Source organism: Micromonospora sp. NBC_00330 (assembly GCF_036136635.1).
Lineage (GTDB): Bacteria > Actinomycetota > Actinomycetes > Mycobacteriales > Micromonosporaceae > Micromonospora > Micromonospora salmantinae.
Genome location: NZ_CP108012.1, coordinates 694,502 through 707,294 on the forward strand (window position 1 = coordinate 694,502; position 12,793 = coordinate 707,294).

The 12,793-nt window shown below is 70.8% G+C and carries 16 protein-coding genes; 14 read left to right on the top strand and 2 right to left on the bottom strand.

What is annotated here, in order from left to right; all coding sequences use genetic code 11:
- The first annotated feature begins 12 nt into the window (after positions 1-12).
- The 11 genes from sufD (at position 13) to OG598_RS03265 (ending at position 8,040) form a co-directional block, all read left to right on the top strand.
- Positions 13-1,158 (top strand): Fe-S cluster assembly protein SufD, encoded by a 1,146-nt coding sequence (gene sufD, locus OG598_RS03215; RefSeq protein WP_328652951.1) that lies wholly within the window; start codon positions 13-15, stop codon positions 1,156-1,158.
- Positions 1,158-1,484: a non-heme iron oxygenase ferredoxin subunit gene (locus tag OG598_RS03220; RefSeq protein WP_091403693.1), complete on the top strand. Its 327-nt coding sequence runs from the start codon at positions 1,158-1,160 to the stop codon at positions 1,482-1,484. Before sufD ends, OG598_RS03220 begins: the two co-directional genes overlap by 1 nt.
- On the top strand, positions 1,484-2,257 hold the full coding sequence (gene sufC / locus OG598_RS03225; protein WP_112639149.1) for a Fe-S cluster assembly ATPase SufC: 774 nt from the start codon (positions 1,484-1,486) through the stop codon (positions 2,255-2,257). The genes OG598_RS03220 and sufC overlap by 1 nt, the downstream gene beginning before the upstream one ends.
- A gap of 20 nt (positions 2,258-2,277) precedes the next feature.
- On the top strand, positions 2,278-3,582 hold the full coding sequence (locus OG598_RS03230) for a cysteine desulfurase (RefSeq protein ID WP_238680024.1): 1,305 nt from the start codon (positions 2,278-2,280) through the stop codon (positions 3,580-3,582).
- Positions 3,582-4,055 carry a Fe-S cluster assembly sulfur transfer protein SufU gene (gene sufU / locus OG598_RS03235; RefSeq protein ID WP_328652952.1) on the top strand — a complete coding sequence of 158 codons (474 nt, stop codon included), beginning with the start codon at positions 3,582-3,584 and terminating at the stop codon, positions 4,053-4,055. The genes OG598_RS03230 and sufU overlap by 1 nt, the downstream gene beginning before the upstream one ends.
- Before the next feature lie 147 nt (positions 4,056-4,202).
- Positions 4,203-4,649 (top strand): metal-sulfur cluster assembly factor, encoded by a 447-nt coding sequence (locus OG598_RS03240; protein WP_328652953.1) that lies wholly within the window; start codon positions 4,203-4,205, stop codon positions 4,647-4,649.
- Positions 4,650-4,834: 185 nt separating this feature from the next.
- Positions 4,835-5,425 (top strand): TIGR03086 family metal-binding protein, encoded by a 591-nt coding sequence (locus tag OG598_RS03245; RefSeq protein WP_328652954.1) that lies wholly within the window; start codon positions 4,835-4,837, stop codon positions 5,423-5,425.
- Between the two features lie 424 nt (positions 5,426-5,849).
- Complete coding sequence (locus tag OG598_RS03250; protein WP_328652955.1) at positions 5,850-6,482, top strand: LysE family transporter; 633 nt, start codon at positions 5,850-5,852, stop codon at positions 6,480-6,482.
- 78 nt (positions 6,483-6,560) lie between these two features.
- Positions 6,561-7,208 carry an acVLRF1 family peptidyl-tRNA hydrolase gene (locus tag OG598_RS03255; protein ID WP_328652956.1) on the top strand — a complete coding sequence of 216 codons (648 nt, stop codon included), beginning with the start codon at positions 6,561-6,563 and terminating at the stop codon, positions 7,206-7,208.
- A gap of 107 nt (positions 7,209-7,315) precedes the next feature.
- Positions 7,316-7,615 (top strand): muconolactone Delta-isomerase family protein, encoded by a 300-nt coding sequence (locus OG598_RS03260; protein ID WP_091405207.1) that lies wholly within the window; start codon positions 7,316-7,318, stop codon positions 7,613-7,615.
- 65 nt (positions 7,616-7,680) lie between these two features.
- Entirely contained in the window at positions 7,681-8,040 is a 360-nt protein-coding gene (locus OG598_RS03265; RefSeq protein ID WP_328652957.1) for a YybH family protein, read from the top strand.
- A 70-nt stretch (positions 8,041-8,110) separates the two neighbouring features.
- On the opposite strand, the gene ypfJ is transcribed toward OG598_RS03265, so the two are convergent.
- Positions 8,111-9,034: a KPN_02809 family neutral zinc metallopeptidase gene (gene ypfJ / locus OG598_RS03270; protein WP_328652958.1), complete on the bottom strand. Its 924-nt coding sequence runs from the start codon at positions 9,032-9,034 to the stop codon at positions 8,111-8,113.
- A 263-nt stretch (positions 9,035-9,297) separates the two neighbouring features.
- Between ypfJ and OG598_RS03275 the strand changes: the two genes are divergently transcribed.
- Entirely contained in the window at positions 9,298-10,902 is a 1,605-nt protein-coding gene (locus tag OG598_RS03275) for an ABC-F family ATP-binding cassette domain-containing protein (protein WP_238642940.1), read from the top strand.
- Positions 10,903-10,919: 17 nt separating this feature from the next.
- Here the strand turns inward: OG598_RS03275 and OG598_RS03280 are convergent, their stop codons facing one another.
- Positions 10,920-11,519 (bottom strand): cadmium resistance transporter, encoded by a 600-nt coding sequence (locus OG598_RS03280; protein ID WP_328652959.1) that lies wholly within the window; start codon positions 11,517-11,519, stop codon positions 10,920-10,922.
- A 216-nt stretch (positions 11,520-11,735) separates the two neighbouring features.
- Here OG598_RS03280 and OG598_RS03285 point away from each other — a divergent pair, with 216 nt between their 5' ends.
- Both OG598_RS03285 and OG598_RS03290 read left to right on the top strand, forming a co-directional pair.
- Positions 11,736-11,963, top strand: coding sequence for a helix-turn-helix domain-containing protein (locus OG598_RS03285; protein WP_007462679.1), 228 nt, complete (start codon positions 11,736-11,738; stop codon positions 11,961-11,963).
- Positions 11,964-12,009: 46 nt separating this feature from the next.
- Positions 12,010-12,777, top strand: a complete 768-nt coding sequence (locus OG598_RS03290; protein WP_328652960.1) for an enoyl-CoA hydratase/isomerase family protein — start codon at positions 12,010-12,012, stop codon at positions 12,775-12,777.
- Positions 12,778-12,793 lie beyond the last annotated feature (16 nt).

Here is a 12,793-nt window from a genome sequence, read left to right on the forward strand (position 1 = left end):
ACCAAGGAAGAAATGACTACCCAGGCTTCCGCGCCGCCGCCCAGCACCAAGTCGCAGGCGCTGCGCTCGTACGACGTCGCCGACTTCCCGGCCCTCACCGGCCTGGAGGAGGAGTGGCGCTTCACCCCGCTCAAGCGCCTCCGCGGCCTGACCACTGAGGCGCCGGCCGCGACCGGCGCGGTCCGACACGAGTACGGTGACCTGCCCGAGGGCGTCGCCATCACCCGTGTCGGCCGTGACGACGAGCGGGTCGGCAGCGTGCTGACCCCGGTCGACCGGGTCAGCGCGCTGGCCTACGGTGCCGCCGCCGACGCCCTGCTGCTGCGGGTCGCCCCCGACGTGGTTCTGGGTGAGGCGGTGCGGCTGCGGGTGGTCGGCGAGGGCGTCGAGCAGCCGGCGTTCGGTCACACCTTCGTCGAGGTGGGCCGGTTCGCCGAGGCGACAGTGGTTCTGGAGCACGTCGGGTCGGCCACCCTGGCCGACAACGTCGAGGTCGCCGTGGCCGACGGCGCGAAGCTGACGCTGGTCACTGTCGCCGACTGGGCCGACGACGCGGTCCAGGCCCAGCACCTCAAGATCAAGCTGGGCCGGGACGCCAAGGTCATCCACATCCAGGTGTCCCTGGGTGGCGACCTGGTCCGGCAGTTCACCAGCGTGGAGTACACCGGACGCGGCGGCGAGGCCGAGCTGTACGGCGTCTACTTCGCCGACTCCGGCCAGCACCTGGAGCACCGGCAGCTGGTCGACCACAGCGTCCCGGACTGCCGCAGCTACGTCGGCTACCGGGGCGCTCTGCAGGGCGAGAGCGCGCACACCGTCTGGGTGGGCGACGTGCTCATCCGGGCCGAGGCGACCGGCACCGACACGTACGAGATCAACCGGAACCTGCTGCTCACCGACGGCGCACGGGCGGACTCCGTACCCAATCTGGAGATCGAGACCGGCGAGATCTCCGGCGCCGGCCACGCCAGCGCGACCGGCCGCTTCGATGACGAGCAGTTGTTCTACCTGATGGCCCGGGGCATTCCGGAGAACGAGGCCCGCCGGCTGGTCGTGCGTGGCTTCTTCGCCGAGCTGATCAACAAGATCCCGGTGGAGTCGCTGCGTGAGAGCCTCGGCGATGCGATCGAGGCCCGGCTGACCAAGGCGGGCGCTTGATGATCCGCATCTGCTCCACCGAGGACGTGCCGAAGGGCACCGCGATCAGCGCGGACGTCGACGGCACGCCGATCGCCCTGGTGCACGGCGAGGACGGCGGCTTCTACGCCGCGTACGACGAGTGCTCGCACGCCTCGGTCGCGCTCTCCGAGGGTGAGGTCGATGGCTGCACGCTCGAGTGTTGGCTGCACGGCTCGCGCTTCGACCTGCGCACCGGTGAGCCGACCGGCCTGCCCGCCACCGAACCCGTCCCCGTCTACCCCGTCGAAGTCCGCGACGGCGACATCTACCTCAGCCTGACGCCGAGTAATGGAGTGACCCGATAATGAGCACCCTGGAGATCCGCGACCTGAAGGTGTCGGTCAAGCTGCCCGAGGGTGAGCTCAAGCCGATCCTGGCCGGCGTCGACCTGACCGTGAAGTCGGGCGAGACCCACGCGATCATGGGCCCGAACGGTTCCGGCAAGTCCACCCTGGCGTACTCGATCGCCGGCCACCCCAAGTACGAGATCACCGGCGGCACGGTGACCCTCGACGGCGAGGACGTGCTGGCCATGACGGTCGACGAGCGTGCCCGCGCCGGCCTCTTCCTGGCCATGCAGTACCCGGTCGAGGTGCCCGGCGTCTCGGTGGCGAACTTCCTGCGGACCGCGAAGACCGCCATCGACGGCGAGGCGCCGAAGCTCCGTACCTGGGGCGGCGAGCTGCGCGGCGCGATGGAGCGTCTCCAGATGGACCCGGCGTTCGCCCAGCGCAACGTCAACGAGGGCTTCTCCGGTGGTGAGAAGAAGCGGCACGAGATCGTCCAGCTGGAGCTGCTCAAGCCGAAGATCGCGATCCTCGACGAGACCGACTCCGGTCTCGACGTGGACGCGCTGCGCGTGGTCAGCGAGGGCGTCAACCGGGTCCGCGACAACGGTGACACCGGCGTGCTGCTGATTACCCACTACACGCGGATCCTGCGCTACATCAAGCCGGACTTCGTGCACGTGTTCATCGCCGGCCGGATCGTCGAGCAGGGCGGCCCGGAGCTGGCCGACAAGCTCGAGGCCGAGGGCTACGAGCGGTACGCCGCCGGGGCCGGCACGGCCAAGGCCTGAGCGGGAGAGGCGCTGCCGAGATGACCAGCATCGCGATCCCCTCGGGGATGCCGCAGTACGACGACGTGCCGCGTTTCGACGTGGCCCGGGTGCGCGCCGACTTCCCGATCCTCGGTCGGGACATCAACGGGCACCCGCTGGTCTACCTCGACAGCGCCAACACCTCGCACAAACCCCGCCAGGTGCTCGACGTGCTCGACGAGCACTACGCGCGGCACAACGCCAACGTGTCGCGCTCGGTGCACACCCTGGGCACCGAGGCCACCGAGGCGTACGAGGGCGCGCGGGCGAAGATCGCCGCGTTCATCAACGCGCCGAGCACCGACGAGGTGGTGTTCACGAAGAACTCCACCGAGGCGATCAACATCGTGGCGTACGCCTTCTCGAACGCCTCGCTGCGCCCGGATGCGGACCCCCGGTTCCGGCTCGGCCCCGGCGACGAGGTGGTGATCTCCGAGATGGAGCACCACTCGAACATCGTCCCGTGGCAGTTGCTCTGTGAGCGGACCGGCGCGACCCTGCGCTGGTTCCCGGTCACCGACCAGGGGCGGCTGGACGAGTCGGGCCTGGAGGATCTGGTCACCGAACGGACGAAGATCGTCTCGCTGGTGCACATGTCCAACATCCTCGGCACTGTCAACGCGACCTCCCGGATCACCGCGCGGGTCCGCGAGGTGGGTGCGCTGCTGCTGCTGGACTGCTCGCAGTCGGTGCCGCACCTGCCCATCGACGTGGTCGACCTGGACGCCGACTACATCGTCTTCACCGGCCACAAGATGTGCGGTCCGACCGGCATCGGTGTGCTCTGGGGTCGGGGTGAGCTGCTGGCGGCCATGCCGCCGGTCTTCGGTGGCGGCTCGATGATCGAGACGGTCACCATGGCCCGCTCGACGTTCGCCGCGCCGCCGGCCCGCTTCGAGGCGGGCACCCCGCCGATCGCCGAGGCGGTCGCGCTCGGTGCGGCGGTCGACTACCTGACCGGCATCGGGATGCAGGCCATCCAGTGGCACGAGAAGGAGCTGACGGCGTACGCGCTGGACGCTCTCGGCTCGGTGCCGGACCTGCGGATCTTCGGTCCGACAGTGCCGGTGGGCCGGGGCGGCACCATCTCGTTCGCACTCGGCGACGTGCACCCGCACGACGTGGGTCAGGTGCTCGACTCGCTCGGCGTGCAGGTGCGGGTGGGCCACCACTGTGCCAAGCCGGTGTGCAGCCGGTTCGGCGTCCCGGCCATGACCCGGGCCTCGTTCTACCTCTACACCACCACCGAGGAGATCGACGCTCTGGTGGCCGGTCTGGAGCAGGTGCGGAAGGTGTTCGACTGATGCAGCTCGACCAGCTCTACCAGGAGATCATCCTGGACCACTACAAGCGCCCGCACGGGCGTGGCCTGCGCGACGCCGACGACCCGGGTGACCAGGTCGCGGAGGCGCACCACGTCAACCCCACCTGCGGTGACGAGGTCACCGTCCGGGTGGCCACCGACGGCACGGTGCTGCACGACATCTCGTACGACGGGATGGGCTGCTCGATCAGCCAGGCGTCGGCGAGTGTGCTGCACGAGTTGCTGCGTGGTCGCGGCACCGGGGAAGCATTCGAGGTGCACGAGGCGTTCGTGGAGTTGATGTCCGGGCGTGGCCAGGTCACGCCGGACGAGGACGTGCTCGGTGACGGGGTTGCTTTCGCGGGTGTGGCCCGTTACCCCGCCCGGGTCAAGTGCGCGCTGCTGCCGTGGATGGCGTTCAAGGACGCCGCGGCACGCGCCGGTGTGGGTGTCAGCCCGGAGGTGAAGGCGTGAGCGAGCGTCAGCGAGCGAATGAGTCAGTGGTGCCTTGTGGCATCACGCAGCGATGCGGAGGGACGGCATGAGCGAGCGTCAGCGAGCGAATCAGTGGTTCAGCGCGTTGGTGCCTCAGGGCGTCACGGAGCGAAGCGGAGGGACGGCATGAGCGAGAACACCGCTACCGAGGCGACGCCGGAGGCCGGTGACACCAACGTGGTGCCGCAGACCGACGCCGCGACGACCGATGGCACCGGTGACGCCGCCGCTCCCGCGGGCGGCGTCAGCAAGGCGATGATCGCCGACATCGAGGAGGCGATGAAGGACGTCGTCGACCCGGAGCTCGGCATCAACGTTGTCGACCTGGGCCTCGTGTACGGCGTCCACGTCGACGACGAGAACGTCGCCACTCTGGACATGACGCTCACCTCGGCGGCCTGCCCGCTGACCGACGTCATCGAGGACCAGACCCGGCAGGCGCTGACCACCGGCCCCGGCGGCGGCCTGGTCAACGACATCCGGATCAACTGGGTGTGGCTCCCGCCGTGGGGCCCGGACAAGATCACTGACGAGGGTCGGGACCAGCTCCGCTCCCTCGGCTTCAACGTCTGATCCGATCCACTTCGTCGAGCGCGGTACCCGTCCGGGTACCGCGCTCGACGCGTTTCCGGGCCAGTCAGAAAGTAGTGGAACGGATCGTTCCGGTCTGCTAAGCTGAACTCAGCAAACGGAGCGGAACATTCCGCTCCGGAGGCGGGTGAGGTGGCCCGCTGGAGGCCGGCAGAGAGGGCAGGACGATGAACGAGACGGCAGCGGCGCAGTGGCGGATCGTGCTGAAGGAGGCGCACGAGGCGCTTCGGACGGCAGTCGAAGGGGTCCCGGCCGACGCCTGGGAGCGGCCCACCCCGTGCGAGCGATGGAACGTCACCCAGGTGCTTCAGCACGCGGTCGGCGACCAGCTCGCCTTCGCGGCGGCGATCGACGGCGGGCCCGGGCCGGCGGAGGACCCGTTCGCTCCCTCCGGTCGGGTCGACGGTGACAAGCTCGCCGGCCTGCGCGCCGCCCTCGACGCGTCCGCCCGGGCCTGGAACGGCGTCGCCGACGACGACCCTGCGGTGCCCACGCCGCTGCCCCAGGGGAAGCTGCCGGCCGAGGTCGGCGCCGTGGCGTGCGCCCTGGATGCGGCAGTGCACGCCTGGGACATCGCGGTGGCCACCGACCAACCGTCCCCGCTCAGCGCCGAACTGGCCCGCCCCCTGCTGGTGGTGGCCCGGCAGATCGTCGAGCCGCTGCGGGCCTACGGCGCGTACGCCCCGGCGATCGATCCCGCTCCGGAGGCCGACGAGGTCGCCGCTTTGCTCTCCTACCTCGGTCGCAACCCCCGCTGACCCGGAGTGCGTCACTGATCGACCCTGAACCGTTCAAGATCGCGCTCGATCATTGATGTAGTGGCCTCGGTGCAGCGCCGGGGCCACTACATCCTGGTTCGAGGGTGCGTCCCAAGCCCTTCCCGGTCTCGGCGGCGCTGTGGGGCGTCAAGATCCGCGCAACATCAGGGATGTTGCTGTCTCCCGTGTGTCGGAGGCAGCAACATCGGGGAAGTTGCGCAGATCTGGGCGCGGGGCGCCGGGGCACCGGGGCACGGACGGCGGGCGGCGGACGCGGGGAAAATCGGTGGCGGGGGCGCGGGTCCGGCGCGGAGGATGCGCGTGTGATCGAGGCGTACCCGATGCAGGTTCCTGTCCGTGCGGCGACTGCCGTGCGTCGACAGCGGCCGGTACCGGGGCGGGCCTCGATCCGGCGCCGACGGTCGTGAGCGGCGCGTTCCTCGCCGGCCTGGTGGCCGGCTACGGCGTCGCCATTCCCGTCGGCGCGATCGCGATTCTCATTCTGGGGCTCAGCGCCCGTACCTCGTTTCGGGTTGGTGCGGCCGCGGCGCTCGCCGTGGCGACGGCCGACGGGCTCTACGCGGCGGTGGCCGTGCTCGGCGGCGCTGGCCTGGCCGGGTTCATCGCGCCGGTCGCCGGGCCGCTGCGGGTGGTCGCCGCAGTGGTCCTGCTGGGGCTCGCCGGGCACGGCCTGTGGCGGACCTGGGCCGCCCACCGCTCGCGGGTGACGCCGGCGGCACGGCCCGGTCGGGGCATGGACACTCCGGGCCGTGCCTACGCGGCGCTGCTCGGGTTGACACTGCTGAACCCGATGACGGTCCTCTACTTCACGGCGCTGGTCCTCGGCCGCCGGGATACGGCCGACTCGGGGGTGCTCGCCGTGGCGCTCTTCGTGGCCGGGGTGTTCCTGGCGTCGGCGAGCTGGCAGCTGGTCATCGCCGGCGGTGGCACAGTGGTCGGCCGAGCGCTGACCGGGCCGCGGGGGCGGCTGGTCACCGGCCTGGTCTCCAGCGCGCTCATCGCCGCGCTGGCGGTGGCCGCGCTGCTTCCAAGCTAGAGCGGGCCCGCCGGAGCGCGCCGGGTCCGCGTGCCGCCCGGGGGTCCGCGCGGGTTCGCTGTGCCGTACGGTCGGGCGATGACCAGTCGACCGGCAGCCGGCGGAGGCCGGTGGGTCGAGGTCGACCCGGCCCGCGTCGGCCGCTGGGTCGAGGGCTTCGCCGACCGGCACGGCCCGCCCACCACCAGCGCCCAGGGGTACGGCCTGCTGCTCGCCGCCCCGGACGGGGCAACCGCCGAGCTGTACGCCCCACCGGGTGCGCCGGCCGGCGTGGATGTGGCCGGGTTCGTGGCCTCCGCCGTGATGCCCCGCCGGATCGGCCTGCTGTTGGCCCGCAAGGGCGCTGTGGCGCTCGGGGTGGCCGAGGGCGGCGACCTCGTCGTCTCCAAGGTGGACACCCGGTACGTGCAGGGGCGCACCGCTGCGGGGGGATGGTCGCAGCACCGGTTCGCCCGTCGGCGTGACAATCAGGCGAAGGCTGCGCTGGGTGACGCGGCGGACCTGGCCGTACGGCTGCTGTTGCCGGAGGTGGCGACGCTCGCCGCGCTGGTCTGCGGCGGTGACCGGCGGGCGGTGGACGGGGTGCTGGCCGACCGGCGGTTGGCCCCGCTCGTGCCGTTGCGGGCGGAGCGGCTGCTCGACGTGCCGGAGCCCCGGCACGCGGTGTTGGTCGCGGCGGTGGGTGCGGCCCGGGCGGTACGGATCCTGGTGCGCGACCCCGACTGACCTCGGCCTTCACTGGCGCCGTCGCCGTCGCCGTCGGTGGGGAGACGATCGCCACGCAAAACGGGGTTCGCGACGTCCTGCCCGGCCGGCCGCCGGAGGATGGGCGCGTGGAGTTTCTGGTTGACATGGTGACGACGGTGCCGCAGGGAACGTCGGAGGACGGGGTCGCCGACATGCGCGCGCGAGAGGCGGCGCGTTCGGCCGAGCTGACGGCCCAGGGCAGTCTCCTGCGGCTGTGGCGGCCGCCGCTGGCGCCGGGGGAGTGGCGTACGTGGGGGCTCTTCCAGGCCGCCGACGCGGACGAGTTGGAAGCCGTCCTCGCGTCGATGCCGCTGCGCGCCTGGCGGCGCGAGACCGTGACGCCGTTGACGCCGCACCCGAACGACCCGGGTCAGCCGCCTCGCTGACCCTGCGAGGGCACGCCGGCTCGACAGGCACGCCATGGGACACGTCCGTCAGCAGGGAGATCATCATGTCCGAGGCGCAGATTCTGCGTACCGTCCTCGACCGGTGGAAATCGGCAGTCGACGCCCACGAGCCCGATCGGGTCGCGGCGTGCTTCACCGACGACGCGATCTTTCAGGGGTTGCAGCCGTACACGGTGGGTCGTGCCGGCGTCGCCGCGTACTACGCCGGACAGCCGCTCGGCCTGACCGCCGCGTACGACATCCGGGAGATCCGTCGTCTCGCCGACGACGTGGTCCTCGGCTACCTGGAGGTGGAGTTCGGCTTCACCGACCGGCCGGCCCTGACCGTCAACCTGGGCGTGCTCGTGCGGCGGGTCGACGACGACTGGCTCATCGGCCACTACCAGGTCTCGCGGCTCACCTGACCCGGGAGCTTCGGCAGGAACGACGATCGTGGCAGGCCCCGAAGGGCCTGCCACGATCTCGGAGCGGATGTCAGAGCTGGTCGGTGCCGAAGGTGTCGCAGGTCTTCGGGTCGCCGCGGTCGTAGCCCTGGGTGAACCAGCGCTTGCGCTGCTCGGACGTGCCGTGGGTGAACTGGTCGGGGTTGACCTGCCCGCCGGAGCGCTCCTGGATGCTGTCGTCGCCGATCGCCTCGGCGGCCTGCACGGCCTCGCTGATGTCGGTCTGGGTGATGGATTTGAACAGCGGTTCCTGGCCGGTCTTGTCCTTGCTCTCGGTGGCGTGCTTGGCCCAGGCGCCGGCGTAGCAGTCGGCCTGCAACTCCAGCCGTACGGAGGCGGAGCGGGGGCCGCTCTGGTCGCCCTGGCCGGCCTTCGCGTTGGTGCCGAGCAGGTTCTGGATGTGGTGTCCGTACTCGTGGGCGAGCACGTACGGCTGGGCGAACTCGCCCTTTGCCCCGAACCGGGAGGCCAGCTCGTCGTAGAAGCTCAGGTCGATGTACACCTGCTTGTCGGCGGGGCAGTAGAACGGGCCGACGCCCGAGTCGGCCTGCCCGCAGCCGGTGTTCACAGCGGCCTGGAAGAAGTTGGTGTCGGTCGCCTCGTACTTTCCGTTGCCCAACTCCGGGTACGCCTTCTGCCAGTAGGCCTGGATGCTGTTGACGTAGAGCGCGTTGCGGCAGCGCGCGTCGTCGAGACGGTCGGGGTTGTCGCGGGAGCACAACTGCTCCAGGTCGGTGCCGCCGGCCTGACCGCCGCCCTCGTCGCCGTTGGTCATGGCGTTGAGGCCGAAGCCGCCGCCGAGCAGCGCGACGAGCACCGCCACCACGATGCCGATGATGCCGCCTCGACCGCCGCCACCGGGGATCGGGATGCCGAAGCCGCCGCCGGATCCGCCACCACGGCCCACGTCGTTGACCTGGGAGGTGTCGATTTCGGCCCGCTCGTTGAGTTCCATGGTGACCCCGATCGCCGTATGTCGGTGAGTGTCTTTTGTGTGTCGTTTCGTCCATCGAGTGCCGGACGGGGTCCGGACAGGCGTTCCGATACCCGATGATCTTGATCGGTAATCCGGGCGGGGCGTCCGACGGCGCCCGGTACACTTGTCAGGTGCTGCGCTGCGAAGGCTGAACCGCCCCGCGCCGTCGGGCCCCTTGAGCCCGCCGGCCGTTTCGCGTGCCCCGAGTCAGCCTTCCGAACCCCGAGAGCGAGCCCGCAAACATGATCACTGTCACCGGCCTGGAACTGCGTGCCGGTTCCCGGATCCTGCTGTCCGACACCACCCTGCGCGTGCAGCCCGGTGATCGGATCGGCCTGGTCGGCCGCAACGGCGCCGGCAAGACCACCACGCTGAAGGTGCTCGCCGGCGAGGGGCAACCGTACGGCGGCCAGATCGACCAGCGCAGTGCCATCGGCTATCTGCCGCAGGACCCGCGCACGGGTGACCTGGAGGTCACCGGCCGCGACCGGGTGCTCTCCGCGCGGGGCCTGGACGTGCTGATGTCGCAGATGCAGGAGGTCGAGGCCCGCCTCGCCGAGGACGCCACCGACAAGCTGGTCCGTCGCTACGGCGCGCTGGAGGACCAGTTCGCCGCCCTCGGCGGGTACGCGGCCGAGGCTGAGGCCGCGCGGATCTGCGCCAACCTCGGCCTACCGGACCGGGCGCTCGCGCAGACCATCGGCACCCTCTCCGGTGGTCAGCGTCGCCGCATCGAGCTGGCCCGGATCCTGTTCCGCGACGCGGGCGAGAACGGCGGCGGCATCCTGCTGCTCGACGAGCCCACCAACCACCTCGACGCCGACTCGATCACCTGGTTGCGGGGCTTCCTCGCCAACCACAAGGGCGGCCTGATCGTGATCTCCCACGACGGCGCGCTGCTGGAGTCGGTGGTCAACAAGGTCTGGTTCCTCGACGCCACACGGTCCGTCATCGACGTGTACAACCTGGGCTGGAAGGCGTACCTGGAGGCGCGCGAGACCGACGAGCGACGCCGCCGCCGGGAGCGGGCCAACGCGGAGAAGAAGGCCGGCGCGCTGATGGCGCAGGCCGACAAGATGCGGGCCAAGGCCACCAAGACCGTTGCCGCGCAGAACATGGCCCGCCGCGCCGAGAAGCTGATCTCCGGCCTGGAGGAGGTGCGGGTCTCCGACCGGGTGGCCAAGGTGCGTTTCCCCAGTCCCGCGCCGTGCGGCAAGACCCCGCTCACGGCGACCGGCCTCTCCAAGTCGTACGGATCGCTGGAGATCTTCACCGACGTCAACGTGGCGGTGGACCGGGGCTCCCGAGTGGCCATCCTCGGGCTCAACGGCGCCGGTAAGACGACCCTGCTGCGGATGCTCGGCGGGCTGCTCAGCCCGGACACCGGCGAGGTGCACGCGGGGCACGGCCTGCGGCTGGGCTACTACGCCCAGGAGCACGAGACGCTGGACGTGGAGCGGACGGTCCTGGAGAACATGCGCGCCGCCGCCGTCGAGCAGTCCGACACCGACCTGCGCAAGATCCTTGGCGCGTTCCTGTTCTCCGGTGACGACGTGAACAAGCCGGCCGGCGTGCTGTCCGGCGGCGAGAAGACCCGGCTGGCCCTGTCCACTCTGGTCTGTTCCGGCGCCAACGTGCTGTTGCTCGACGAGCCGACGAACAACCTCGACCCGGTCAGCCGGGAGCAGGTGCTCGACGCCATCGCCAACTACCCCGGCGCGATCGTCCTGGTCACCCACGACCCGGGTGCGGTGCTGGCGCTCAAGCCGGACCGGGCCATCCTGCTGCCCGACGGCGACGAGGACGCGTGGAGCGACGACCTGCTCGAACTGGTCGAGCTGGCCTGACCGAGGAAGCTCGATTCTCAGCCGAGCAGGTCGACCAGTCGGCCGAGCACGCCGGAGCTGACCAGGATCACCAGCCCGATGGCGATGAAGATCGTCGGCACCAGCCAGGCACCGGCGCGCTCGACCAGCCGGACCACCCTCCGGTGCCCGCCCAGCCAGGCCCCGGCCACGCACCAGAGCGCGATCAGTAGCACGAAGACCAGCAGGAACACAGCGCTGTCGGCCACACCGAGGGCCCGGAAGACGGGTACGTAGACCGCGACGTTGTCGGCGCCGTTCGCGATCGTCACTCCGGCCACGCCGAGCGCTCCGGTGACGACCGCCGGTGGCTCGTCGTCGCCCGAACTCCGCAGCGCGCGTACGCCGAGCGCGATCGGCAGCAGGCCGAGCAGCCCCGTCCACGGGTCGGGGACCACCAGGAGTCCACCCGCGATCACCGCGCTTGCCAACGCGAGCGCGCCGATGCCGAGGTATTGTCCGGCGACAATCTCCCAGGTGCGGGGTTGGCCGGTGGTGCGGGCCGCGACGAAGAACAGCGTCAAAATGACGATGTCGTCGATATCGGTGGCGGCGAAGACCACGGCCGCTGCGCCGGCGGTGCTCAACAGGTCGATCACGACCGAAGGCTACGGGCCGTCAACAGCCGCCAGCTCCCGGCGGTGGTACGCGTGGATGCCGCGGCGGCCCGGATCGCCAGGATCACTCTATCGGGAAGCTGACATTGCATAGCGTGTCGGTTGGCGAAGAGTTGATATCTGGCGCATGATCGTCCGAGGCGGTCTAATAGGTGGGACCGTATCCGAACCGCACAGTCTGGGACGTGAGGACACAGCATGGCAGCCACTGGCACAGCCACCAGCACTGAGAAGGGTCGCCGGATCGTCGGAGCCGAGCGTCAGACGCTCGCCAAGGACCTGGTAAAGCGGTACACCTCGGGGGAGAGCATCCGCGCGTTGGCGGCCTCGACCGGCCGTTCCTACGGGTTCATCCACCGAGTGCTCACCGAGTCCGGCGTGCAGCTGCGTCAGCGCGGTGGCGCCCGACGCCGCAAGAAGGCGTGACCCGCCCCTCAGCGTCGTGCACCAGCGCCGCGCCCCGGGACGTCCGGTGACCGCCGAGGCGACCGGGGTTCGGCTGACCTGCGACGGGCCGGTCGCCACGGTGACGTTGTGCCGGCCCGACGTGCTCAATGCCCAGACGCCCGCGATGTGGCAGGCGATGAGCGACTTCTCCCGCGACCTGCCCGGCGACGTGCGGGTGGTGGTGGTCCGCGGCGAGGGTCGCGCGTTCTCGGCCGGCCTCGATCTCGCGGTGGCGGGCGCCTCCGGCCCGGGGTCGTTCGCTGAGCTGGCCACGCTGCCCGAGCAGGAGTGCGCCGAGCGCATCGCGGAGTTCCAGGCCGGTTTCACCTGGCTGCACCGGCCGGATGTCGTCTCTGTCGCGGCTGTGCAGGGCCACGCGATCGGTGCCGGCTTCCAGCTCGCGCTCGCCTGTGATCTGCGAGTGCTGTCCGCGGACGCGAAGCTGTCGATGGCCGAGGTGACCCTCGGTCTGGTGCCCGACCTGGCCGGCACGAAACGCCTCGTCGAGTTGGTCGGCTATTCGCGGACGTTGGAGATCTGTGCGACAGGCCGCCGGTTGGACGCCGCCGAGGCGGACCGGATCGGGCTGGCCACCCTTGTCGTGCCCCCGGCCGAGCTGGACGGCGCGGTGCGGGACCTGACCGCCGGCCTGCTCTCCGGGGCCCGTGACGCGGTGGTGGAGATCAAGGCGTTGCTCGCCGGTGCCGCCGGGCGGTCGCACGCCGACCAGCAGCGCGCTGAGCGGGAGGCGCAGACCCGTCGGCTGCGTGACCTCGCCGGCACTGGAGAATAGTAAGGACCGCACGGGA